Annotated in this window: 26 protein-coding genes; 25 read left to right on the top strand and 1 reads right to left on the bottom strand. The window is 59.4% G+C overall.

Annotated elements, in window-relative coordinates:
- Positions 1–6 precede the first annotated feature (6 nt).
- From GTW23_RS21665 to GTW23_RS21545, 25 genes are all read left to right on the top strand, one after another.
- On the top strand, positions 7–510 hold the full coding sequence (locus tag GTW23_RS21665) for a flagellar basal body-associated FliL family protein (protein WP_152010165.1): 504 nt from the start codon (positions 7–9) through the stop codon (positions 508–510).
- Positions 507–1,244, top strand: a complete 738-nt coding sequence (fliP, locus tag GTW23_RS21660; protein WP_152010164.1) for a flagellar type III secretion system pore protein FliP — start codon at positions 507–509, stop codon at positions 1,242–1,244. Before GTW23_RS21665 ends, fliP begins: the two co-directional genes overlap by 4 nt.
- A 325-nt stretch (positions 1,245–1,569) precedes the next feature.
- Positions 1,570–2,544, top strand: coding sequence for a flagellin N-terminal helical domain-containing protein (locus GTW23_RS21655; protein ID WP_152010163.1), 975 nt, complete (start codon positions 1,570–1,572; stop codon positions 2,542–2,544).
- A gap of 266 nt (positions 2,545–2,810) precedes the next feature.
- A complete protein-coding gene (locus tag GTW23_RS21650) occupies positions 2,811–3,785 on the top strand; it encodes a flagellin N-terminal helical domain-containing protein (protein ID WP_152010162.1) in 975 nt (324 codons plus the stop codon).
- Positions 3,786–4,043: 258 nt separating this feature from the next.
- Positions 4,044–5,015, top strand: coding sequence for a flagellin N-terminal helical domain-containing protein (locus GTW23_RS21645; RefSeq protein ID WP_152010161.1), 972 nt, complete (start codon positions 4,044–4,046; stop codon positions 5,013–5,015).
- Positions 5,016–5,393: 378 nt separating this feature from the next.
- A complete protein-coding gene (locus GTW23_RS21640) occupies positions 5,394–6,371 on the top strand; it encodes a flagellin N-terminal helical domain-containing protein (RefSeq protein WP_152010160.1) in 978 nt (325 codons plus the stop codon).
- A gap of 304 nt (positions 6,372–6,675) precedes the next feature.
- Positions 6,676–7,293 carry a hypothetical protein gene (locus GTW23_RS21635; RefSeq protein WP_252917444.1) on the top strand — a complete coding sequence of 206 codons (618 nt, stop codon included), beginning with the start codon at positions 6,676–6,678 and terminating at the stop codon, positions 7,291–7,293.
- Positions 7,293–8,573 (top strand): MotB family protein, encoded by a 1,281-nt coding sequence (locus GTW23_RS21630; protein ID WP_152010158.1) that lies wholly within the window; start codon positions 7,293–7,295, stop codon positions 8,571–8,573. The genes GTW23_RS21635 and GTW23_RS21630 overlap by 1 nt, the downstream gene beginning before the upstream one ends.
- A complete protein-coding gene (locus GTW23_RS21625; RefSeq protein WP_252917443.1) occupies positions 8,573–10,111 on the top strand; it encodes a chemotaxis protein in 1,539 nt (512 codons plus the stop codon). Before GTW23_RS21630 ends, GTW23_RS21625 begins: the two co-directional genes overlap by 1 nt.
- Before the next feature lie 18 nt (positions 10,112–10,129).
- Entirely contained in the window at positions 10,130–11,584 is a 1,455-nt protein-coding gene (fliK, locus tag GTW23_RS21620; protein WP_252917442.1) for a flagellar hook-length control protein FliK, read from the top strand.
- Complete coding sequence (locus tag GTW23_RS21615; RefSeq protein ID WP_152010155.1) at positions 11,526–12,104, top strand: transglycosylase SLT domain-containing protein; 579 nt, start codon at positions 11,526–11,528, stop codon at positions 12,102–12,104. Before fliK ends, GTW23_RS21615 begins: the two co-directional genes overlap by 59 nt.
- A gap of 281 nt (positions 12,105–12,385) precedes the next feature.
- A complete protein-coding gene (locus tag GTW23_RS21610) occupies positions 12,386–13,057 on the top strand; it encodes a response regulator transcription factor (RefSeq protein ID WP_152010154.1) in 672 nt (223 codons plus the stop codon).
- Positions 13,058–13,173: 116 nt separating this feature from the next.
- Positions 13,174–14,436: a flagellar hook protein FlgE gene (locus GTW23_RS21605; RefSeq protein ID WP_152010153.1), complete on the top strand. Its 1,263-nt coding sequence runs from the start codon at positions 13,174–13,176 to the stop codon at positions 14,434–14,436.
- A gap of 29 nt (positions 14,437–14,465) precedes the next feature.
- A complete protein-coding gene (gene flgK, locus GTW23_RS21600; protein ID WP_152010152.1) occupies positions 14,466–15,926 on the top strand; it encodes a flagellar hook-associated protein FlgK in 1,461 nt (486 codons plus the stop codon).
- Positions 15,927–15,930: 4 nt separating this feature from the next.
- Entirely contained in the window at positions 15,931–16,983 is a 1,053-nt protein-coding gene (locus GTW23_RS21595) for a flagellar hook-associated family protein (protein ID WP_252917441.1), read from the top strand.
- A 53-nt stretch (positions 16,984–17,036) separates the two neighbouring features.
- Complete coding sequence (gene flaF, locus GTW23_RS21590) at positions 17,037–17,384, top strand: flagellar biosynthesis regulator FlaF (RefSeq protein ID WP_152010150.1); 348 nt, start codon at positions 17,037–17,039, stop codon at positions 17,382–17,384.
- Positions 17,381–17,830: a flagellar biosynthesis repressor FlbT gene (gene flbT / locus GTW23_RS21585; RefSeq protein WP_152010149.1), complete on the top strand. Its 450-nt coding sequence runs from the start codon at positions 17,381–17,383 to the stop codon at positions 17,828–17,830. Before flaF ends, flbT begins: the two co-directional genes overlap by 4 nt.
- Entirely contained in the window at positions 17,821–18,222 is a 402-nt protein-coding gene (flgD, locus tag GTW23_RS21580) for a flagellar hook assembly protein FlgD (RefSeq protein WP_252917440.1), read from the top strand. The genes flbT and flgD overlap by 10 nt, the downstream gene beginning before the upstream one ends.
- 1 nt (position 18,223) lies before the next feature.
- Entirely contained in the window at positions 18,224–18,490 is a 267-nt protein-coding gene (gene fliQ / locus GTW23_RS21575; RefSeq protein ID WP_152010147.1) for a flagellar biosynthesis protein FliQ, read from the top strand.
- Positions 18,491–18,876: 386 nt separating this feature from the next.
- The gene (flhA, locus tag GTW23_RS21570; protein ID WP_152010146.1) at positions 18,877–20,964 is read left to right on the top strand and encodes a flagellar biosynthesis protein FlhA; all 2,088 of its coding nucleotides are present in this window, start codon (positions 18,877–18,879) and stop codon (positions 20,962–20,964) included.
- Positions 20,961–21,716 (top strand): flagellar biosynthetic protein FliR, encoded by a 756-nt coding sequence (gene fliR, locus GTW23_RS21565; protein ID WP_152010145.1) that lies wholly within the window; start codon positions 20,961–20,963, stop codon positions 21,714–21,716. Before flhA ends, fliR begins: the two co-directional genes overlap by 4 nt.
- 1 nt (position 21,717) lies before the next feature.
- A complete protein-coding gene (locus tag GTW23_RS21560) occupies positions 21,718–22,113 on the top strand; it encodes a hypothetical protein (RefSeq protein WP_252917439.1) in 396 nt (131 codons plus the stop codon).
- A 95-nt stretch (positions 22,114–22,208) separates the two neighbouring features.
- Complete coding sequence (locus GTW23_RS21555) at positions 22,209–22,790, top strand: rod-binding protein (RefSeq protein ID WP_252917438.1); 582 nt, start codon at positions 22,209–22,211, stop codon at positions 22,788–22,790.
- A complete protein-coding gene (locus tag GTW23_RS21550) occupies positions 22,787–23,158 on the top strand; it encodes a hypothetical protein (RefSeq protein WP_152010142.1) in 372 nt (123 codons plus the stop codon). Before GTW23_RS21555 ends, GTW23_RS21550 begins: the two co-directional genes overlap by 4 nt.
- Entirely contained in the window at positions 23,155–23,682 is a 528-nt protein-coding gene (locus tag GTW23_RS21545; protein WP_152010141.1) for a hypothetical protein, read from the top strand. The genes GTW23_RS21550 and GTW23_RS21545 overlap by 4 nt, the downstream gene beginning before the upstream one ends.
- A gap of 62 nt (positions 23,683–23,744) precedes the next feature.
- Here the strand turns inward: GTW23_RS21545 and GTW23_RS21540 are convergent, their stop codons facing one another.
- Positions 23,745–24,734: a glycosyltransferase family 2 protein gene (locus GTW23_RS21540; protein ID WP_252917437.1), complete on the bottom strand. Its 990-nt coding sequence runs from the start codon at positions 24,732–24,734 to the stop codon at positions 23,745–23,747.
- Positions 24,735–24,819: the final 85 nt, after the last annotated feature.

Genomic DNA, 24,819 nt, shown 5'->3' with positions numbered 1-24,819 from the left:
TGACCCATGGCTGACTTTGAAAGCGCAGAAGACGATGGCGGCAAGAAGAAGTCCGGTCTGATCGTCACCATTGCGGTCGTGCTGGTGCTCAGCCTGGTCGCGGCTGGAGGCGGCTGGATGGTCGGCGGCATTATCGCGCCGCAGGTGGATCAGCCGGAAACGGCTGCATCTGCAGGTTCTGAAGGCAAGGACGAGAAAAAAGAGGAAGAGGCTGAGGACAAACCGCGGGAAAACGTTCTTGCGCTTGAGCCGATCACCACAAACCTGTCATATCCTTCCGACAACTGGATTCGAATCGAAGTGTCTCTCGTGTTCATCGATGAACCCGATCAGGCGATGGCGGATCGGATCCACCAGGACATGCTTGCCTATCTGCGCACCGTATCGCTTCAGCAGATAGAAGGGCCGCGCGGCTTTCAGTATCTGCGCGAGGATCTGCGTGAACGCGTGAAGTTGCGGTCGGAAGGCCGCGTCAACGACCTCCTTTTGAGGACATTTGTGATCGAATGATTCGATTTCTATCAGCCTTTGCAGCCATGATGGCGATTGCAACGGCGGCGCACGGCCAGGTTCTGGATCCCAATCTGCTCCAGGCCCCGGTTGACGGATCCGTTGCAAGCTGGATCATCCGTACCTTCGGACTGCTGACCGTTCTGTCAGTGGCGCCCGGCATCCTCATCATGGTGACCAGCTTTCCGCGGTTCATCATCGCCTTCGCCATTCTGCGCGCCGGCATGGGGCTGGCCACGACGCCGGCCAACATGATTCTGGTCAGCCTGTCCCTGTTCATGACCTTCTATGTCATGGCCCCGACATTTGATCGCGCCTGGGAGCGGGGCGTGAGCCCGCTTCTCGAGAACCAGGTCAGCGAAGAGGAGGCCATCCAGCTCATCGCCGACCCGTTTCGCGAGTTCATGCTGGTCAACACCCGTCCCAAGGATCTCAACCTATTCATCGACATTGCCACCGAGCGCGGCCAGACGACCGAAACGGAAGGCAAGATCGACATGCGCGTTCTGGTCCCCGCCTTCATGATCTCTGAGATCAGGCGCGGCTTCGAGATCGGATTTCTTGTCGTCCTGCCGTTTCTCGTGATCGATCTGGTGGTCGCCACCATCACCATGTCCATGGGCATGATGATGCTGCCGCCGACGGCGATCTCGCTGCCGTTCAAGATCCTTTTCTTCATCCTCATCGACGGCTGGAACCTGCTTGTCGGAAGCCTCGTTCGCTCCTTTGTGTAAACAGGTTTACGCCTGAGCAGCCGTGCGCGGACCTGATTCCGGCGCCCGCTTGATGCTGCTCTCCGGCCCGGTGTGGCGGTATCTCAAGCATTGTTATGGTTAACTTAAGTGACGGTTAACTATATTGAATTTACTCGCTTATTTGGCTTTCGATTAATCAATTCGAAAGCGCCAACTGGGATTATGGTGCCAACATGACGGGGAGGAACACTCTTGCGAAGTCAAGGGGTTCCGACAGGCATGATGCCGAACCGCATGACCGGTAAAAACATAAGCCCGGTATGTCCCTCCTCAGTATTGCGTTATTTTTTAAAGGGACAATCCCATGACTAGCATCATGACCAACTCCGCAGCTATGTCTGCGCTCGCCACCCTGCGTTCGATCAACAACGACATGGAAAGCACGCAGAACCGCGTGTCGTCCGGTTACCGGGTTGAGACAGCTGCAGACAACGCCGCTTACTGGTCGATCGCAACCACCATGCGTTCGGACAACAAGGCTCTCTCCACCGTTCAGGACGCTCTCGGCCTCGGCGCTGCGAAGGTTGACGTTGCCTACACCGGCATGAACTCGGCCATCGACGTCGTCTCCGAAATCAAGGCGAAGCTGGTTGCTGCCCGCGAGCCTGGCGTCGACAAGACCAAGATCGACAAGGAACTGACAGAACTGAAGAACCAGCTGGTTTCGATCTCCGAATCCGCTTCGTTCTCCGGTGAGAACTGGCTCAACAACACCACTTCGGCTGCTGCCGGCACCAAGAACATCGTTGCCGGTTTCAACCGTGACGCCGCTGGCCTGGTCACGCTGACCACGCTCGACGTCGACGTGACCTCGACCACCCTGATCGGTGCCGCCGGCGAAAGCCTCGGCATCCTGACCAAGGACATCGATGCCAACGCGCTGGATCCGAACGCAACCGGCACCGCAACCCGCGACTACTTCCTGATCGACACCGGTTCGACCACCGGTACGCAGGCTTCCGGTACCGCGATTGCCCTGACTGCAGCCACCACCGACGCCCAGGTTGACGACATGATCCGTGTTGTCGACTCGATGCTGACGCAGATGACCGATGCCGCTTCGAACCTCGGTGCCGTCAACAAGCGCGTCTCCATGCAGGACGACTTCGTCTCCAACCTGATGGACTCGATCACCAAGGGTGTCGGCCGTCTCGTCGACGCGGACATGAACGAGGAATCGACCCGCCTGAAGGCTCTGCAGACCCAGCAGCAGCTTGGTATTCAGGCTCTGTCGATCGCCAACTCCAGCTCGCAGAACGTCCTGTCGCTGTTCCGTTAAGGATTGCTTAAGACTAAGTTTCGAGTTTGAGCATGTAAAGAACGCCGGGGAGCAATCCCCGGCGTTTTTCCATTCCGAAACAATCCCGTCGAATAAATAATTCCCGATTAAACCTTCAGTAACCACACTCCGTCATTTTGATCGTCAAGAAATGGTGGGTCGTGGATCGGAGGAAACCGGAAGCGACGGGCATGATGCCTGGCCACTGTTGCCGGTAACCGAGTCCGGTATGTCCCGCGTATTTTTTTGTCAAAAGGGACACTTCCATGACAAGCATCATGACTAACTCCGCAGCAATGTCTGCACTCGCCACTCTCCGTTCGATCAACTCCGACATGGAAATGACGCAGAACCGCGTTTCTTCCGGTTACCGGGTTGAGACGGCTGCAGACAACGCCGCGTATTGGTCGATCGCAACAACCATGCGTTCGGACAACAAGGCCATGTCGACCGTCAAGGACGCTCTCGGCCTTGGCGCCGCGAAAGTCGACGTTGCCTACACCGGCATGAACTCGGCCATCGACGTCGTCTCCGAGATCAAGGCAAAGCTGGTTGCGGCCCGCGAGCCTGGCGTCGACAAGACCAAGATCGACAAGGAACTGACAGAGCTGAAGAACCAGCTGGTTTCGATCTCCGAATCCGCTTCGTTCTCCGGTGAGAACTGGCTCAACAACACCGGCACTGCTGCTGCCGGCACCAAGGAAATCGTCGGCGGCTTCAACCGCGACGTGAACGGCCTGGTCTCGATCACCACCCTGGCAGTCAACACCACCTCGACCACTCTCATCGGTGCTGCCAACGAAAGCCTCGGCATCCTGACCAAGGATATCGATGCCAACGCGCTGGATCCGAACGCAACCGGCACCGCAACCCGCGACTACTTCCTGATCGACACCGGTTCGACCACCGGTACGCAGGCTTCCGGTACCGCGATTGCCCTGACTGCAGCCACCACCGACGCCCAGGTTGACGACATGATCCGTGTTGTCGACTCGATGCTGACGCAGATGACCGATGCCGCTTCGAACCTCGGTGCCGTCAACAAGCGCGTCTCCATGCAGGAAGACTTCGTCGCCAACCTGATGGACTCGATCACAACCGGTATCGGCCGCCTGGTCGACGCCGACATGAACGAGGAATCGACCCGCCTGAAGGCCCTGCAGACACAGCAGCAGCTCGGCATCCAGTCGCTGTCGATCGCCAACTCCAACTCGCAGAACATCCTGTCGCTGTTCCGTTAAGGAGCGCTTCAGACCCGATCATAGGGTTGGGCCCAACAACAACGCCGGGGAGAAATCCCCGGCGTTTTTTTGTTCACGCACCGGTAAGAAAGTCACCACGGTTAAGTGTTCAGTAACCATAATCCGACATTTTGGTTGTCAAGAAATGGTGGGTCGCGGATCGGAGGAAACCGGATGCGATGGGTATGATGCCTGGCCACCGTTGCCGGTAACCGAGTCCGGTATGTCCCGCGTAAGATCGTCAATAGGGACACCTCAATGACAAGCATCATGACCAACTCCGCAGCAATGGCTGCGCTCGCCACCCTCCGTTCCATCAACTCCGACATGGAGATGACGCAGAACCGCGTCTCCTCCGGCTACCGTGTCGAAACTGCTGCGGACAATGCCGCATACTGGTCGATCGCAACCACGATGCGTTCGGACAACAAGGCGCTTTCCACCGTTCAGGATGCACTCGGACTCGGTGCCGCGAAGGTCGACGTTGCCTACACCGGCATGAACTCGGCCATCGACGTTATTTCCGAAATCAAGGCAAAGCTGGTTGCCGCCCGCGAGCCTGGCGTCGACAAGACCAAGATCGACAAGGAACTCACCGAGCTGAAGAACCAGCTGGTTTCGATCTCCGAATCCGCCTCGTTCTCCGGTGAGAACTGGCTCAACAATGTCGGCACCGTGGCTGCCGGTACCAAGGAAATCGTCGGCGGCTTCAACCGCGACGTGAACGGCCTGGTCTCGATCACCACTCTTTCGGTCAACGTGACCTCGACCACCCTGATCAGCGCAGGCAACGAAGCCCTCGGCATCCTGACCAAGGACATCAATGCCGATGCGCTGGACCCCAATGCCACCGGTACCGCCCGCAACTACTATCTGATCGATGCCGATGGTACAGCGGCAACCGCCGGCTCCGGTACGGCCATCACACTGGCTGCGACAACCACCGACGCACAGGTCGACGACATGATCCGCGCGGTTGACTCGATGCTGACGCAGATGACCGATGCGGCTTCGAACCTCGGTGCCGTCAACAAGCGCGTGTCCATGCAGGAAGACTTCGTCGCCAACCTGATGGACTCCATCGACAGCGGTATCGGCCGTCTGGTTGACGCGGACATGAACGAGGAATCGACCCGCCTGAAAGCCCTGCAGACACAGCAGCAGCTCGGCATCCAGTCATTGTCGATCGCCAACACCAATTCGGAAAACATCCTGCAGCTCTTCCGTTAAGACCGGACGTGAGTGGGCCGCTTTCGGGCGGCCACGGCAACAGGAAACAAGGGCCGCATCGGGGACGATGCGGCCCTTTCGCGTTGCTCGCTGGTCCAACCCTGATTGCGACTGGCATCGAACTTTGTGCGGCGCGGTAACGCGTTGTAAAACCTTCGTTACAGCTTCGCTAAAACAGCAAGAAGTAAACAGCAACAGGTTTTCATTAGTAGATTTAGGGGTTGAATTAACCCCTCGTTAACCATAAACGTTTACCGATTAGTTACCAACGATGAACCGGCGAGCAAGGCAAGTGCCAAACCGGTTGCATGACGCAAGATCATCGTAGCCGGAATTGAGGCCGGTATGTCCCTGGGCAATTATAGGGGGCATTTAAATATGACCAGCATCATGACCAACGCAGCCGCAATGGCTGCCCTTCAGACACTTCGCACAATCAATTCAGAAATGCAGATGACGCAGGCGCGCGTTTCTTCGGGCTACCGCGTCGAAACCGCCGGTGACAACGCGGCCTACTGGTCGATCGCAACGACCATGCGGTCCGACAACAAGGCATTGTCCACCGTCAAGGATGCATTGGGACTGGGTGCGGCAAAGGTGGACATCGCCTACACCGCGATGAACAGCTCCATCGACGTGGTTTCCGAAATCAAGGCAAAGCTGGTTGCGGCCCGCGAGCCTGGCGTCGACAAGACCAAGATCGACAAGGAACTGACAGAGCTGAAGAACCAGCTTCAGTCGATTGCCGTTTCGGCATCGTTCTCCGGCGAGAACTGGCTCAACAACACCTCGACCGCAGCCGCCGGAACCAAGTCGGTCGTCGGCGGCTTCAACCGCGACGTCAACGGCCTCGTCTCGATCACCACGCTCGACATCAACGTCACCAGCCTGACCATGATCGGCGCCGCCAACGAAAGCCTCGGCATCCTGACCAAGGATATCGACGCCAACGCCCTTGATCCCAACGCAACCGGTACCGCAACCCGCGATTACTTCCTGATTGATACGGGCTCGACCACCGGCACCCAGGCATCCGGTACGGCCATCACCCTGGCCGCGACCACCACCGATGCCCAGGTTGACGATATGATCAGGGTGGTGGATTCCATTCTCACCACGATGACCGATGCCGCATCCAATCTCGGTGCCGTCAACAAGCGCGTCTCCATGCAGGAAGACTTCGTCGCCAATTTGATGGACTCCATCGACAAGGGTATCGGCCGTCTGGTCGACGCCGACATGAACGAGGAATCGACACGCCTCAAGGCCCTGCAGACGCAGCAGCAGCTCGGCATCCAGTCACTGTCGATCGCCAACACCAACTCGGAAAACATCCTTCAGCTCTTCCGGCAGTAAGCCGGACCGGCCCTGAACGGGCGGGCTGGATGATCGAATTCTACCGTGCCGCCGGTCAACGGACATGGTGGATCAGCTGATCCGCACCAAAATTGCCCTTGGTGCGGATCAGCGCAAATCTTGGTGAGGACGGGCATTTTTCATCGGGTCGGGCAGCCCGAGGTCATTCTCACACAAGTTTAACTCCCTAGGTTTCTCACGCGCATGAAGGCGCAGCCGGATCCTGCAGTCCCCGCCTTCAATTCTCGAAGGGAAAGACAGTGAACCGGCTATCGTCAGCAATTGCCACCAAACGGAGAGGCTCATGACGGCCAGTTTCGCCAGGTATCTGCCGGATTTCGAATTCACCGATATGAGCGGTTTCCATGCTGACCGGCATGTGGAAGAAGAAGACAAGCCCGCAGCGCTGCCCAACATCAATGTCGAAAGCATCCGCGCCGAGGCCCGGGCGGAGGGCGAAGCGATTGCGCGGGCTGAATTGACCCGCAAGTTCGAAGAAGAACATCTCGCCATCGAAAATCTTCACGCCGCCGAGCTCGCGGCCCTGCGTGAAGAGCTTGAAGCCAGTGCCGCGACACAAATTCCCGACGCTATTGCCGCAAGAAGCGCAGAAATCGCTGACATGATCGCCGGTGATGTTGAGGCCGTCCTCAAGCCGCTGATCGATGAGGCGCTTCGCGTCCGCATTCTCTCCGGCCTCTCCGACGAGATCCGCAAGATCCTGGCGCTGGAAAACGCCGGTCAGATCCGCGTCTCCGGACCTGACGCTCTGGTCGAAGCGCTGCAGGCCAATATCGGTGCCGATGCCGACAGGTTCGAAGTCCACCGCAACGACCAGTTCGACATTGAGGTCGAGATCAACAAGACCAAGTTTGCCAGCCGCCTCGAGGAATGGTCCAAAGCTCTGGCTGAGGTTCTCTGATGGCCGAAGGCGACTCAACCCACCAGGGCAAGAACGAGATCATCATCGTCAAGCGGCGTGGTAACAACGCCGATGACGGTGCCCATGGCGGCGTCTGGAAGATCGCCTACGCCGACTTCATGACTGCAATGATGGCTTTCTTTCTGGTGATGTGGCTGGTCAATGCCGCCAACGAGGAAAGCAAGGCCTCTGTCGCGAGTTACTTCAACCCGATCAAGCTGATGGACGACAAGCCGACCGATCGCGGCATCAAGCAGGTTGGCAACACCCAGGACGGTGAGGCCAAGGCACCGAAATCCAAGTCGGACGGTCAGGGGACCACCGACGGCAAGGCGGCCGAGGTCGGCAACCAGGAAAACAGCACCGCCGGAGAAAAGCAGGACTATTCCGAATCCGACTATTTCGAGAATCCGTTCTCGGTACTGGCTGAAATCGCCCAGGAAACGGGAACCCAGACCAACATCTCCGAAAAAGGCGATGGCGGTGCTTCGCAATCCGGACCTGCAACCGGCGCATCCGGCGGTGATGCCTACCGCGATCCTTTCGATCCGGATTTCTGGTCGAAACAGATCGAGCAGGAGCGCAAGTCGCTTGAGGATAGCCAGGCCATGGTGGAAGCCGACGGCTACCCGCAGAACAATGCGCCCCCCGACGCGATTGACGATCTGGGATTGCTTGAGGATCCCTATGCGCAGGCCGGAAACTTTGGTGGCAATCCCGAGGATGGACCGACCGGCAACCAGTCCGCCGATGTTGCCGGCGAAGGTGGAAACGGGTCGGAAACCACCGAAGAAGAAGCCAAGATCGCCAAGGCGGAGGCCGAGGCCGAGGAGCTCCAGAAGGAGATCGCCCGGGCACTCGGCGGTACCGTCGGCAAGCTGGCCGAAGGCCTGACCGTCACCCCGACCGAGGGCGGCTTGCTCGTCTCGCTCACCGACCAGCTTGATTTCGGCATGTTCAATGTCGGATCTGCCGTGCCGGGCCGTGACCTTGTTGTTGCCATGGAGAAAATCGGCGAGCTTTTGTCAAAACGGCCCGGCGCCATCGCGATTCGCGGTCACACCGATGCAAGGCCCTATACATCCGGCAATGATGACAACTGGCGGCTCTCGACCGCCCGGGCACACTCCGCCCTTTTCATGCTCGTCCGCGGCGGCGTACCAGAGGACAGGATCATCCAGGTCTCGGGCTTTGCTGACCGCCGGCTCAAGGATCCGGAAAATCCCTATTCCGAGGTCAACCGCCGCATCGAGATCCTTGTCGAGGCCGAAGGGAGCTGATGGTGCGGCGCGCCTTCTATCCCGCGCCTGTGAGCTTCGCCGCTGCCGCGGCGATGTTTGCGTTTGGTGCGCTGGCTCAGGAGCCGGCGAAACCATTGCCGTTTGAGCTGTTTCACGGCGCCAAATCCGGGACCGGCGGGCAGGACGCTGCCTCGGCTCCGGAGCATGGCGAGACATCTGCGGAATCACACGGCGCAGCCAATCCGCACCAGCCGGCAGCCGGCATGGTGGACGGAGCTGGCGACGACGCAGCTGCTGATCCCCAGAGTGCCGAGACCGAAGGTGTCAAGGCACCGTTTTCCGAACCGGCCGAAGTGGCAGGGCTGGAAATCGGCGAGCAGATGGAAAGCCTCGAACCCTACAAGTTGGTCCGCTCTCTGCAGTTCGTTCAGGACGCGGTCGTCCAGGGCGATCATTCCGCCATGGAGATGCAGCGCTTTCTCATTGGCGTGATCGACAGCCGGCTGCGTCAGGCAGACCAGAAGGTCTTCGACGATCCCCGCAATGTCGATGCCGCCCTGATCTATGCCATGAGTGGCGGCAATCCCGCCACGCTCGACATTCTTGCGATCAAGGACAAGTTCGGCAATTTCGACAACGAGGTGACCACGGTCCTGCGGGCCTATCTGAACGGCCGCGCTGCCAAGACGCAGACGGAACTCACCGAGGTGGTCGAGATCTACCGTGATACCGAGATCGGTCCCTATATCACGCTGGTGGCGGCCAATGTCACCGCTGCGCTCAACGATTCCGGAGCGCTCGAATTGTTTGACTGGGCCCGGTTGACGGCGCCGGGGACGCTGGTCGAGGAAGCCGCGTTGCGCCGCTCGTTGTTCATCGCGGCACAGAAGAACATGGTGGAGGAGGCACTGCATTACGCGCAACTCTATGCGCGCCGTTTCATCAATTCGCCCTATGCCGGTCAGTATGCCGATCTCGTGGTCGACCTCGTGCTTCTGAATTACGAAACCATCGGTGATGAGGGCCTGAGCGAGATCCTGTCCTTCATGGACCGGCCGAGAAAACGCGAGATCTATCTGCGTATCGCCCGCAAGGCGGCCATTTCGGGTCTGCGCGATCTTGCGGTCTTTGCTTCGGACAGGGCCGAGGCGTTGCTCGGAATCAATGACACGGCACCACAGGCCATGGCCGAGCTCTACTCCGGCATGGCCAAGATCCCGACCGACGGCGTCGACGGTGTTCTTCAAAGCATCAATGCACTGTCGGGCGCCCGTTTGTCGCGCCGTGACCGTGCTTTGCGCAAGGCAGCAGAGATTGTCGCAAGTGAAGTCGTGAAGAAACCACTGCCCGACAGCTTCACGCAAGCAATGCCGGCCATGATACAGCAACCGGACATGACACAGGCCGGTGATCCCTTGAAGACTGCTGCCGATGGCGAAAAGAAAGCCGGGAGTCCCATTTTCAGACGCGCCAAGACCCCTAATGAGGAGTTGCGTGCCGCGGAAGACGAAACCTTCAAGGGTTATGTGTCGGACCGCAAACAGGCACTCGAGCGCATAGACAAGCTGCTTGAGTGAAGTGGAGAGGAAAGCCTCGTGAGCGCATTGGACATGGTGATGCAGCGGCAGGTGCCTGCTCGGCCCGCAGCCAAGGCCGGCGATGGCAACGGAGCGGCCGGGGACGGTCGCGATGACGCATTCTCCGCCGCCCTTTCACAGGAAAAACGCGGCACCACCGCTGATCGCGACCGGGTCAACAAGGCTGATGAAGCCTCGGCCGTGCGCGACGAAGCAGACGATGCGAACGAGCAGGCTGCGCAGTCAGACGAGATCCTGAACCTGCTCACGGGCCTGATGTCGAGTGCATCCTACTCGGATGATGCTGCACTGGGACAGCCTGCGCCAGGCGAAGAACTCCCGACTGAACAGGCAAACGGAATGCCGGCCGATCCCGAGGCCGGCAATGACGAGATGGCAGCCGTTATCGCCGCTGCTGCAGGGAAGACGGCAGCTGCCGATGCCAATCAAGCCCGGGTGACGGCGGTCGCAAAGCCTGCAAATGTCGCTGAACCGAAGGCCGATGGTGATGCCGCACAGGCTGAGGTTGCCGCACAATCATCCGACAAGGCCAAGGCAGCCAGCCTCCAGGCAAACACCGTTCAATCCGACCAGCGTGCCAGCGCGCCGGCCGCAGCCGCACAGGCAGCCACCGGCGGTGTAGCCGCAGTCGCGGCCCAGGCAGCTGTGCAAGCCGGGCCGAAGGCCCCCGCGGCGGACACAGGGCCGGAGCGCCAGAAAGATCAGACATCGGTCCGGGAAGTCATGCGTGCGCTTGGCATGGAAGGCTCGGCCCAGCCCACCGATGCGGAAGCTGGAAAGCGCGATCTCCGCAGTGGCAATGGCGGACGCCAGCGTGATGTCGCCGACCGTCGCCTCGACGATGCAATGGGCGCCAAGGGCGGCAAGGTCGAAGTGGTCGAATCCCGCAAGTTCATGCCTGCCCAGAACATGTCGGCCAATGGACAGTTGCTGACCCGCACACTGGCCGAAGCCGGAAGTACGGCGATCGCGGCGCAGAAGGCCGCTCCGGCGCAGCAGCTCACGCAGACGGGCCTCTCGCAGCCGGGGCAGACCCTGCATACGCTTAAGCTTCAGCTCAATCCGGTGTCGCTGGGCAGCGTCACCGCGGTGCTCAAGCTTACCGGTGATGATCTGTCGGTCGAGATAAAGGTTCAGACCGCCGAAGCCTATCGTCAGATCAAGGAAGACAACCAGTCGATGCTCAAGGCGCTGCGCGCCCAGGGCTTTGGTGTGGAACAGATTTCCGTCCAACACGTGCCCGGTCCGGACCGGGCATCCAGCCAGACTCCGCAACAGGGCTTCCAGGCCAGTCAGCAGGGGACAGGGTCCAATGATGCCCAGTCATCCGGCAGGGAGAGCGGACGCAACAATGCCGGACAGCAGGGTACAGGCAATCAGGGGGGGCAAGCGCATGAACAAGGTTCGTATACTGGCCCTGGTACTGGTCGCACTGACGGCGTCTATCTATGATGGTCTGACGCCGCGCTCGGCCGAGGCCGCGACCGGTGTGTGCGAAGCAGAGATACTCGCTGCAGCCCGCGCCTATGGAGTGCCCCCGGGCATCCTGCATTCCGTCGGCTTGACAGAGACCGGAAGGAAGGGATCGCTTCATCCCTACGCGCTCAATATCGAGGGCCGCACGGTTTTCGCCAACAGTCGCAGCGAGGCCTTGCGTGAGTTTGAACAGGCCCGGGCCGAGGGCAAGACCCTGATTGATCTTGGCTGCATGCAGATCAATCACCGCTATCATGGCGCCGAGTTCAAGTCCGTGAGCGCCATGCTCGACCCCCATGCCAATGTTGTCTATGCCGCCCGGTTCCTTGCGCGGCTGCATGCCAGGCATGAAACCTGGACAATGGCGGTGGCGCGTTATCACGCTGGCCCGAACAACGATCCGGCACAGAAGAGATATGTCTGCCGGGTGATCGCCAACCTCATCGCCACCGGCCACGGAGCGTGGACAAAACAGGCCAGATCATTTTGCAGTTGATACAACCTGTACGAGTGTTTGCCAAATTTCTGCCGGATTTGACACAATTTGTTAAGAATTAGGCATTTCTAAACGGTGCAAGAAAAAAATTAACCATTTGTTAACTTTTCCAGACAATTTTGTGTGTGTCCTTTGTGAGGCATACCATATCTAGGCAAATCAGCGGCAATCATGGTTAATCAATTATTAATTGTCACCATATCGAATTGATAGTTTACCAAGATTCAGCGGATTCGTACTTCTTTGGTAACGAGGCACCACACTGATTCGGAGGCGAACGAATGATCGTAGTGGTTGATGATCGGCAATTGGTAAAAGACGGATACACATCTCTTTTCGGGCGGGAAGGAGTACCATCGGCGAGCTTTGATTCAACAGAGTTCGGCGAGTGGGTCGGCACTGCCGCGGATTCCGATCTGGAGGCTGTCGAAGCCTTCCTGATCGGGCAGGGCAAGCTGATGATGGATCTGCCCCGGGCAATCCGCGACCGTTCGCAGGCTCCTGTTATTGCCGTAAGCGATACCCCGTCTCTGGAATCCACCCTGGCATTCTATGATAGCGGCGTTGACGATGTTGTGCGCAAGCCGGTTCATCCGCGCGAAATCCTTGCCCGTGCGGCAGCGATACGCCGCCGGCTCAAGGCCCTGTCGACGCATATCGAGATTGGACCGATCCGGGTGTTTTCCGACGGACGCGATCCCGAAATCGAAGATCGTACATTTGCGCTTCCAAGGCGCGAGCGCCGCATCCTCGAATATCTTGTCGCCAACCGCGGCCGCCGCGTCACCAAGCAGCAGATCTTCAATGCGATCTACGGCATCTTCGACGAGGACGTCGAAGAGAACGTGGTTGAAAGCCACATCTCCAAGCTGCGCAAGAAACTGCGCAAGCGCCTGGGCTTCGATCCGATCGATTCCAAGCGCTTCCTCGGCTATCTGATCGACTGGAAGTAAGTGACCCGGCCATCCGGAAAATCCGGTTGGTCGAAGCCAGGTGCATCACCGGCAATCAGGTTCACGCAAGGCCCGCAAGCTAATCTGGATTTCAGTAGTAAACGAGGGATTACGCGATGAGCCTTTACGGAATGATGCAAACCGGTGCGTCCGGGATGAACGCGCAAGCCAACCGCTTGAGCACTGTGGCCGACAACATTGCGAACTCCAGCACGCCTGGCTACAAGCGTGCCACCACCGCCTTTTCATCGCTTATCCTGCCCAGCAGCGCCGGTTCCTACAATTCCGGTGCGGTTCAGACGAGCGTCCGCTATGCCATTACCGATGCCGGTCCGCTGGAGTTCACGACGTCCAACACCGACCTCGCGATTGATGGTGACGGCTTCTTCATTGTCAACGACAGCAAGGGCAGCCCCTTCCTGACGCGGGCCGGCTCCTTCGTGAAGGACGGTGACGGCAATCTCGTCAACGCCGCCGGCTTCACCCTGATGGGATATGACTACACCGGCGGCACGCCTGCGCCGGTCGTAAACGGATTTGACGGCCTGGTTCCGGTCAATGTCGAATCCGCGGGCCTGACCGCGACGCCATCCACCACCGGCCTGTTCTACGCAAACCTTGATGACAGTGCGGCTGTTGTCGCGGCCGCAAACCTGCCGTCCGCCAATGCCGCGACTGCCGAATACTCCCACAAGAGCTCGCTCGTGGTCTATGACACGGTCGGCAAGGAAGTTCTTCTCGACTTCTATTACACCAAGACCGCCAACGACACTTGGGAAGTTGCGGTGTTTGACCGCTCGACGGCCACGCCGACCACCGGCTTCCCTTACGGTGCGGGCCCTCTCGCCACCCAGACCCTGACCTTTGACCCTGCGCTCAACGGCGCCCTGGCAGCGGCCAGTGCGACCGATATCACGCTGGCCGTTCCCGGCGGCGCGGCTCTGACGGTCGATCTCGCCAAGATGACACAGCTCAACTACCCGTTCACGGTCGATGATGCCGACGTCAATGGCAATGCGCCCTCTGCTGTGACCGATGTCGAGATTTCCGCCGACGGAACCGTTTATGCGAAATATGAAAACGGTGACCTGAAGCCGCTCTACCAGATCGCCCTTGCCAACGTCGCCAGTCCCGACAATCTCATCCCGCTGCCGGGTAATGTCTATTCTCAGGGCATCGACTCTGGCGTCATCACGACGGGTTTCGGCGGCTCCGGCGGCTTCGGAAACCTGATCTCCGGTGCCCAGGAAGGCTCGAACGTCGATCTGGCCAGCGAGCTGACCGACATGATCGCCTCCCAGCGCAGCTACACTGCCAACTCAAAGGTTTTCCAGACAGGCTCCGACCTGTTGGACGTCCTCGTGAATCTCAAGCGATAGTCTCGTTAGGGAACTAGAAAGAACCGTCAATGTCTCTGACATCAGCACTCAATACCGCGCAAACGTCTCTGTCGAACTACGCGACACAGACCAACACCATTTCGCGCAACATATCCAACGCCACTGATCCGAACTATGCGCGGCGCGATGCTGTTCTGACAAACTCCCTGATTGGTGCTCAGGCAGTGAGCATCCAGCGTGCCCAGGATATGGCGCTTTTTGTGCGGACCGTCACGGACACATCGACCTCGAGTGCACAGGATACCCTGCTCAATGGGCTGAGCAATCTGAAGAACATCCTGGGTGGCAACGACTACGAAACCTCGCCTTCGGCCTTGATCGCAACCATGCGTGACACCTTGGCCACCTATGCTGCCAAGCCGGGTGAAGCGACGCTGGCGCAGACCGCGATCGCCGACGCAGTCACCGTGGCAAACGGGTTGCAGACCGCTTCCAAGGCCGTGCAGACGGTGAGATTCGAAGCCGACAAGGAAATTGGCCGTCAGGTGGCGCAGCTCAACGAGTTGCTTGCTCGCTTTGAGGTCAACAACAACAAGGTCTTCAGCGGCACCCAGACCGGCAAGGATGTCAGTGCTGAACTCGACGAGCGCGAATCGTTGATCAAGCAGATTTCCTCGATTGTCGGGGTCACCCAGGTCACCCGGTCGGGCAACGACATGGCACTGTACACTAGTGACGGGGTGACACTGTTCGAGGCGGTCGCGCGGCCCGTCGAATTCGATACATCGTCGGGTTACTCGGCTGCACTGACCGGCAATCAGATCTATATTGATGGTGTCCCGCTGGCTGCCGGCCAGGGCGCCACCACCACCGGTCGCGGGTCGCTGCAGTCGCTGTTGCAGATCCGTGACGAATACGCCCCGTCGATGCAGGATCATCTTGACGAGATTGCGCGCGTCCTGGTGGTTTCGTTTGCCGAGACCGATCAGACCGCGTCGGCGCTTCCTGACCTGCCAGGCCTGTTCACCTGGGCGGGAGGTACCATTCCGGCAGGCGCCACCATTATACCGGGCATGTCTTCGACGATAACGGTCAATCCGGCGCTCATCCAGTCGCTCGGCGGCAATCCGCAATTGCTCCGGGACGGCGGTATCAACGGTGCTGCCTACAATTCCAACCCGTCGGGTGCATCGGGCTATTCCGCACTGCTCGATTCCTACGTTCAGAAGCTTGACGAGCCGGTCGCATTCGATGTCGCCGCAGGTCTTTCGACGACAACCAGCCTCATGGGCTTTGCCGCCGACTCGATCGGCTGGCTCGAACTCAACCGCAGCGACGCGGAGACTTCGGCCGAATCGCGTGAAGCCTCCCGGTTCCGCTCGGCAGAAGCCCTGTCAAACATCACCGGCGTTTCACTGGACGAGGAGATGTCTTTGCTGCTCGAACTCGAGCAATCCTACAAGGCATCGGCACGACTGATCACCGCGGTCGACGAAATGCTCCAGGCTCTTCTGGCAGCGGCGAGGTAGGTAGATGAAGACGAGTTTCGTTTCAAATCTGGCAATGCAGAATGCCATGCGGCTGACCATCGGCCGCGGACAGAATGAGATCCAGAAGCTGAACACCGAGGTGGTTACCGGGCGCTACGCGGACATCGGCCTTGCGCTCGGCGCCAAGGCGTCCAACAGCGTCACCCTCAACAGCGACGTATCCCGGCTCAAGGGCATCCTCGATTCCAACGCGCTCGTGACCCAGCGGCTTTCCGCTGCGCAGGCCTCGATGGACGTCATGTCGGATGCCGCCCAGCAGATGCTCGAAGCCTTCATCTCGGTCAATGGCTCGGACGATGCAAACCGGTTGCTCATCGCTCAGCGTGATGTCGAGACCGCTCTCGATGCCTTCACCACCGCAGCCAACACCTCGTCCAATGGCGAGTACCTCTTCGCAGGCATCAACACCAACACCCAGCCGCTTGAGGATTTTCTTGCACCCGGATCGCCGCCCAAGGTCGCCTTCGATGCGACCTTCCTCGGCCATTTCGGCTTTACCCAGGATGATCCCGCCGCGGCCAACATCACCGTTGCCCAGATGAACAACTTCATCACCACGGTGCTTGAGCCTGCCTTTACCGGAGCAGCCTGGACCACCGACTGGTCGAGCGCTTCAGACACCAATGTCTCAAGCCGGATCCTGAAGAACGAGATCGTCGATTCAAGCACCAACGCCAATGTTGAAGGCATGCGCAATTTCGCACTGGCGGCGGTCATCGGGGTCGAACTGATCAACTCTCCGATTTCGGCAGAGGTGCGCGCCTCGCTCAACAAAACTGCGATCGAATATGCCGGCGCTGCCGTCACGGGCATCGACAACGAGCGCAGCATGCTGGGCGTTTCGGAAAACCGCATCACCAAGGCCAACACCGCGTTGGAGTCGCAGATCCGCATCCTCACCCTGCATCTGGGGGATGTTGAAGGTGTCGACCCCTACGAGGCGTCCACCCGAATGAATTCTTTGCTTGCCCAGGTCGAGGCGTCCTACACGCTCACCGCCCGAATCCAGCAAATGAGCTTGATGAATTACTTGTAACTGCATGGCCCGGAGTTTTCGGGCGTAAATGGACAAACATGAAGGGCGTCTGAATGTACCAATTTTCCTACGCGGATGTTCAGGAGGATGGTGTCGCCGAAGCACGCGAACGCGAGCGGGAAGCGATCAATCATTCGATCTCGCTGCTGAACGCAGCCAAGGCCAACGGTCTTGAATCCCGCGACGCGATCGAAGCTGTCTATTTTGTCAGCCGCCTCTGGGTCCGGTTTGTCGAGGACCTCGCTTCGCCCGACAATCAGCTTGCGGAGGAGCTCCGGGCCAACCTGATCTCCATAGGCATCTGGATCATCAAGGAATCCGAGCGGATCCGGAAGCGCGAATCGGACAATTTCCAGGGCATCATCGATATCTCGATCATCATCAGGGACGGGTTGAAATGAAAAGCTCATTGCGCATTTCCCTCAAGGCAGGCGAACGGATCTTCATCAACGGAGCTGTGCTTCGGGTGGATCGCAAGGTTGCGCTTGAGTTTCTCAACGACGTCACGTTTCTGCTTGAGAACCATGTGTTGCAGCCCGAGCAGGCCACGACGCCGCTGCGCCAGCTCTACTTCATCGTCCAGATGATGCTGATCAACCCGGAAGGCGCCGAACAGGCGATGGGCATGTTCCGCAAATCGGTCGTCATGCTGCTGACCTGCTTCAAGAATGAAGAAGTTCTTACCGAGCTCAAGCATATTGATGGTATGGTCACGCAGGGCAGGGCGTTCGAAGCGCTCAAGGCGATTCGCGCACTCTACCCGATCGAGGAGCAGATTCTCGACACGGCCGGCATGTCGGCTGGAACCATTGAACAGATTCGCAAGGAGTTGGCGCCATGGACGTAAGTGCAGTCAGCAGCGCATCAGCCACCGCAGGTTCGGCCGCGGACAGCGCATCCAAGAAGGCAACGCTCGATTACGATACGTTCCTGACCCTGCTGGTTCAGCAGATGAAGAACCAGGATCCGACCGAGCCGATGGATGCGACCGAGCAGATCGCCCAGCTTGCGACCTTCAGCCAGGTCGAGCAGACCATCCAGACAAACAAGAACCTGGAAAGCCTGCTCCAGTCCTCCACGCTCAATCAGGCCGGATCCATCATCGGCCGCACCATCACCAGCGCCGACGCAACCGTGTCCGGCGTCATCAAGGAAGTTCAGGTCTATTCCGACGGACTGGTTGCCGTGCTTGAAAACGGCAAGAAGGTTCTGGTCGGCGCCGGCGTGACCATCAGTTGACATGAACGAAGCCGACGCCCTCGATATTGTCCAAACCGCGATCTGGACCGTGCTGGTCTGCTCGGGGCCGGCGGTTTTTGTCGCCATGTTTGTCGGTGTCGGCATCGCCTTCATCCAGGCGCTCACCCAGGTTCAGGAAATCACCCTGACCTTCGTTCCCAAGATCGTGGCCATCCTGGTCACCGTTGCCGTTTCGGCCCCTTTTGTCGGCGCCCAGATCTCCACCTTTACAGACGTCGTCTTCCAGCGCATTCAGTCCGGATTCTAATGCAAGTCGCGTTCAATTGGATTCAATTGAGCGATAACGTACATGCATTCTTTCAAAACTTTACAGCGTCCTTTGCGCGTCCGGTTGGAGGCGCGGCGCTGTAGCGACGGGTTCCGTTGCGTCATTGCTGTCATTGCCCGCGCGGCCCGTTGCCCTGAAAGCATGATCCATTCCGTCCGTCTGTCGCAGTGACGAGCGCTCCTGCCATCTTCTCGATGCCCGCCACGTTCGGACCGCCACGTTCGGCCCGCCACGTCCGGCCCGTCAGTATCCCCCGCCGTCTGCAACCTGCAACTTGCCACCTTCGCGCAAGCTTCGGCCTGTAGGGTCACGATGACCTGTTGCGTGGACATGACGTCCGCGCTGTGTTCCGGAGCTCCTCAAACATGGCCAACCCGCAAGCGCTGGCGATTCAGAAAACAGGCTTCCAGGGCAAGGACATGGGCTTTGCCTTCGGCATTGTCGTCATTCTGTCCATCCTGTTCCTGCCGATCCCCGCCTTCCTTATCGATATCGGACTGGCATTCTCCATAGCCTTTTCGGTGCTGATCCTGATGGTGGCGCTGTGGATCCGCCGGCCGCTCGATTTCTCCTCCTTCCCGACCATTCTGCTGATCGCCACGATGATGCGCCTGTCGCTCAACATAGCGACCACGCGGATCATCCTGTCGGAAGGGCATCTCGGACCGGATGCCGCCGGTCACGTTATCGGCGGCTTTTCCCAGATGGTCATGTCCGGTGATTTTGTCATCGGCCTCATCGTCTTTCTGATCCTGGTCACGGTCAATTTCATTGTCATCACCAAAGGCGCCACCCGTATCGCGGAAGTTGGCGCCCGTTTTACCCTCGATGCCATTCCCGGCAAGCAGATGGCGATTGATGCCGACCTGTCAGCCGGCATGATCGATGACAAGCAGGCCCATGAGCGCCGCCGCGAGCTTGAGCAGGAAAGCTCCTTCTTCGGCTCCATGGACGGTGCCTCGAAGTTCGTTCGCGGCGATGCTATCGCCGGCCTGCTGATCACCGGCATCAACATGTTCGGCGGCGTGATCATCGGCTACGCCCGTCACGACATGCAGATCGGCGAAGCTGCCGACGTGTTCGTGCGGCTGTCGGTCGGCGACGGTCTGGTCAGCCAGATCCCGGCGCTGATCGTGTCGCTGGCGGCCGGCCTGCTGGTCTCCCGCGGCGGTCAGCTCGGCTCCACCGACGAGGCCGTCATTGACCAGCTGGGCGGCTATCCGCGTGCACTCTTCGCAGCTTCCGGCCTGCTCTTCCTCCTGGCCCTGATGCCTGGCCTGCCGTTCCTCCCCTTCGTGATTCTCGCGTCAGGCATGGCGTTCGGAAGCTGGATAATCCCTCGCCAGCGAGACCAGAAGGCCCGCGCCGAGGCGCAGGAAGTTCATCGCACCGAGCAGGAAGCGAAGGACAAGGAGAAGGACTCGGTCAAGTCCATCCTCAAGACTGCGGAAATCGAACTCGTGCTTGGCAAGCAGGTTGCCACCAAGCTGCTCGGAAGCCACGAGGAACTGGCCTTCCGCGTCGCCAAGATGCGCAAGAAATTCGCCACCCAGTACGGTTTTGTGGTGCCCGAGATCAAGGTCACGGATGACATCTCGATCAAGGACAAGAGCTATCACATCCGTATTCACGGAACCACGGTTGCCGCCAATGACCTCCGGGTCGGCGAACTGCTCGTTGTGCTTGCCGGCACCCACCGTCCTTCAATTCCGGGGGACGAGATCCGCGAACCGGCCTTCGGCCTGCCTGCGCTTTCCGTACCCGAAAGCTTCGGTGAGGACCTCAAGCGTGAAGGCTTCCAACCGATCGACAATGTCTCGGTGGTGCTGACCCATCTCTCGGAGGTGATCCGCAACAACCTGCCGCAATTGCTTTCCTACAAGGACATGAAAATCCTCATCGACCGGCTTGATCCCGAATACCGCAAGCTGGCCGACGAGATCTGCACCTCGCACATGTCCTATTCCGGCTTCCAGGCCGTGCTCAAGCTGCTGCTGGCCGAGCGTGTCTCGATCCGCAACCTGCATCTCATCCTTGAGGCGGTCGCCGAGCTCGCACCGCATGTACGCAAGACCGAGCAGATCGTCGAGCATGTGCGCATCCGCATGGCCCAGCAGCTCTGTGGCGATATTGCCCGCAACGGGCAGCTCAACGTGCTCAGGCTTGGCAATCGCTGGGATCTCGCCTTCCACCAGGCGCTCAAGCGCGACCCGAAGGGCGAGGTCATCGAATTCGATATCGATCCGCGCATGCTTGAGGAGTTTTCCGAGGAAGCGACCAAGGTTATCCGTGAACACATGGACAAGGGCGTGCCGTTTGTGCTGGTAACTTCGCCCGACTCACGGCCATATGTGCGCATGATAGTCGAACGGATCTTTGCAACACTGCCTGTGCTTTCGCACGTCGAGATCGCGAAAGGCATTGAGATCAAGCTTCTCGGCTCGATCTCGTGATCGAGGATCCCGAGGGCACCGTGCTGGCGCTGTTCCTGGCGTTCTGCCGGATTGGCGGCTGCTTCATGGTGCTTCCGGGGTTTTCGAGCTTTCGCGTTCCGGTCCAGATCCGGCTCTTCCTTGCGGTGGCCGTCTCGATGGCGCTGCTGCCGATCCTCTGGGATACCATCTATCCCTACGTCCGGGAGAGCCAGAGGGTCTATATTCTGCTTGTTGCCGCCGAGATGCTCATCGGCGTGACCATGGGCCTCGTCGCACGCTACATAGTCGTGGCACTTCAGTTTGCCGGCACCGCCATCTCGATGGCGATCGGCTTCAACTCCGCGCCCGGAAGCGGCATTGTCGAGTTGGAACCGGAAGGCCAGTTGACCGCCTTGCTCTCTTTCACCGCCCTGTTCATCCTGTTCCTGACCGATTTCCACCACATGATCATCGCTTCGCTGGTCAGTTCATACGGTTTCATGCCGATGAACGAGGGCTTCGATGCCCGGCTGGTGCTGATGACGCTGACCGACACGCTTGCCGGTGCCTTCATGCTGGTGCTCCGGCTGGCGAGCCCGTTTCTCGCCTATGGCCTGATTTTCAACCTCGCGATCGGCATGGTCAACAAGCTGGCGCCGCAGATCCCGGTCTACTTCATCTCGATCCCCTTCATCCTGACCGGCGGTCTGATTCTGCTCTATTTCGGCTCGAACACCTTCTTCACCCTGTTCATCGACGGTTTCGAGACATTGTTCATGGGGTTGATCTGACATGGCGGAATCGCGCTCTGAAAAACTTGCCCGCCTTGTCAGGGTTCAACGCCAGATCGAGCGGATGGCCGAGTTCGAACTCTCCCATACGCTCCGTCAGCAGGCCGAGACGGAAGCCACCCAGGACGCGCTGGTCGCAGCCGTCGGATCCTTCAACCCGATTCATGCCGCCATGTCGCATCAATACGCGCAGCGGTTTCAGCGGCTTTCGGCGAGATCGCAATTGCTCCAGGGCGCCAAGGCGGTTCAGGAACGCCGCATGCTCACAGAGAAGACCAAGGCGGACCGCTTGTCCGAGCATGCGGAGAAGGCGGTCGAGGCGGAAGACCGTTTGTCTACAGACGAGACCCTGCTCGATCTCCTCGACGCTTCGCTGCAGCGCCGCGGTTCCGACTGAGGCAGTCTGCCGGCGCGGCCGCGCAAGGCCAGCGTAAGCTTCGTAGGACAAAGTGTCAGCGATCATTTCCGGTCAGTTTCTGAGAGGGAAGCTCTTTGTCGATACAAACAGCAACCGATATCATTCTCGATGTCGTGCGCGCGGCCGATCCTGCCGTCGCACAGCGGGCGGAAGCCATGCTCGAGGCGGCGTCGGCCCGCAAGTCCGAGCAGGCAGCGTCCACGCCCGCCTTCCAGCACCAACTGCTCGCCTCCGCGGACACGTCCGCCCTTTCCGTCACCTCTGCCAGGGACATAGCGCCCGACAAGTCTCTCGAGGTCTACCAGAAGTTCGAGGCGATGATCCTCCAGAGCTTCATCGGCGACATGCTGCCCACCGACAGCGAGCAGCTCTATGGCAAGGGAACTGCCGGCGAAATCTGGAAGGGCATGATGGCTGAACAGCTCGGAGCGGTTCTGGCCAAGGGCGGTGGCATCGGCATTGCCGCCCGCATGATGGGCGATCGTTTTGATGCGGCCGTTGCGCCCGAATCAGCCGATGCCATCGGTTCCAACGTCACCAATCGGGCCGCCAGCCTGATCAACGAAATTCAGAAGCAGATCCTCGCTGATGTGGCCGGATCTGATGACGCCGCAGACGCGACAGCGCGCACCAGCCAGGGACAAACAACAGCATGAGCGACCTGAACACCCAAGATCATCGTATCGTTGGCGTATTGTCTCGGCTTGAGGCAGTCGTCGACGCCGAGAACGCCGCCATCGGACAGGACCCGGACTTCGACGTCAGCCGTTCGAATTCGATCAAGAGCCGATGCCTGTATGAAATGACAATGCTCTTCAACGGCATCCGTCCGGATGATCTCGAGCCCGAGCACAAGCAGCATCTCGAAACGGTGCGCGAGAAACTGAAGATCAACAACATCAAGGTCAAGGCTCACATGGAGGCTGTCCGCGACATCGCCGAGATGATCAAGGAAACCGTTGCCGCCTGGGAAGCTGACGGAACCTATTCCGAAGACCAGTTCAGGGCTTCCCGTCTGTCATGATAAAACTGCTCGCCACCGGCGTCTGGATCTGCGCTGTGGCGCTGGCGTCGGTCTATTTCTCTGTCCAGCTCACCAACAAGGAGGAGCCTGTTCAGGAGGACCCGGCCATGTTCGGGGGCCTGGAAACGGTCCGTGGCGAGGTCACCTCGATCCCGGTGATCAGCAGCGGAGCCGTGCAGGGATACTTCCTCACGCGCCTGTCCTACACCGTCGATCCCGCCAAGATCCAGAAGCTGAGCGTCCCGGTCAACGAACTGATCACGGACGCCCTGTACACGGCGCTGGTCGGCGAGCCGCTCATTGACTTCCCCGATATGGAGCGCTTCGATCTCGAAGCCTTCAAGACCCATATCCGCGACACGCTCAACGAGCGCGTTGGTGAGGAACTGTTCCATGATGTCATCGTCGAGCAGATCGACTTCCTGTCGAAGGAAGATATCCGCTCCAACGTGCAGCAGGGCCGCTCCCTGAAGAACAACCCGACGATCGATCGTACGCCGGCTCCGGCGGCGCCGTCGAACTGAACCGGCTGAGAACCGCGGCAAGGGGCACAAGTGCCCGGCATGGAGATTGCCGCAATGGCCCGTCAGTTGTTTTCGGGATTGCGGTACTGCTCGTTGACCAGCCCGAACTCTGCCATCAGCCGTCCGACGGCGACTTGAATGTGGTAAAGGCCTATCACCGCCGAACCTGTCTGAAATCCAAGCCTCAGGCCGCGCAGCGGGGACGCTGCCAGCAGGGCGAGTGATTTGGCCAGCGTCCGCAAACGTCCGGGCACACCCGGCCACTGGCGTTTTTCCAGGATGGCTGAAATCGCGCCGTTTCTCAGTGACCGTGCATTGAGCCACGAGAATTCCGCCCGCCGCGACGGCAGGGTTTCCATCACCGCCGCTTCCGCGCTCCAGCCGAACGAGAAACCGCGTGCCTTGGCGCGGCGGTAGAAATCGCTGTCGCCGCCACCGATGAAATTGAAGGCGGGGTCGAGAAACGGCCGTGGCATCATGTCCAGCACCGGCCGTGAGATCAGCACATTGCCGGACGAATAGAGGATCGGCACCAGTCCGGTCTCATGATAGTGCGGAGTGAACACTGGATGCCGTCGCCAGCCATCCAGTGTCTTGTCGGCAAACACCGGAATCTGCGGCCCGCCCACCAGGTCCGCGCCGGTCTTCTGCGCGGTTTTCATCAGCCCCGAAAGCCACTCGGGCCCGGCAATCTCGTCATCGTCGATGACGGCGATATGGGTGAGGCGTGGAAACGCTGCCAGGGCGGTTTCCCAGCCGGCATTGTAGGCATGGCAATTGCCGCGCTGATGCGCGACGATGATGACGCCCTTCAGTCTCGAGCCCCGCAACCAATCGGCTGCGGCGTTTGCGCCCTGGAGCCCATCGGCGTCATTGTCCATGACCACCACTGCCGTCTCGTCACCGAATGCCTGTGCCTCCAGCGAATCCAGCGTCATCACCAGATGGTCCGGCCGGCGGAAGGTTGGCAATGTGACCACGACCCGAATCCGGTCCGGATTGAGGTTGGCCGAGCGGGCATGCTCTGAAACGGTACGTGGGTCTGGCGTCATGGCTCGAATCCGGTTGGCTCGATTTCATCCAACCACAGCTTTCTGAACAATGCCTGAAGCCGGCATGTGGCATTTGAAACAGGCG

It is taken from the genome of Parahoeflea alexandrii (assembly GCF_024105735.1).
GTDB lineage: Bacteria > Pseudomonadota > Alphaproteobacteria > Rhizobiales > Rhizobiaceae > Hoeflea > Hoeflea alexandrii.
Note: the sequence above shows the minus strand (reverse complement) of the source record. Positions and strands in the feature narration are given on the sequence as shown.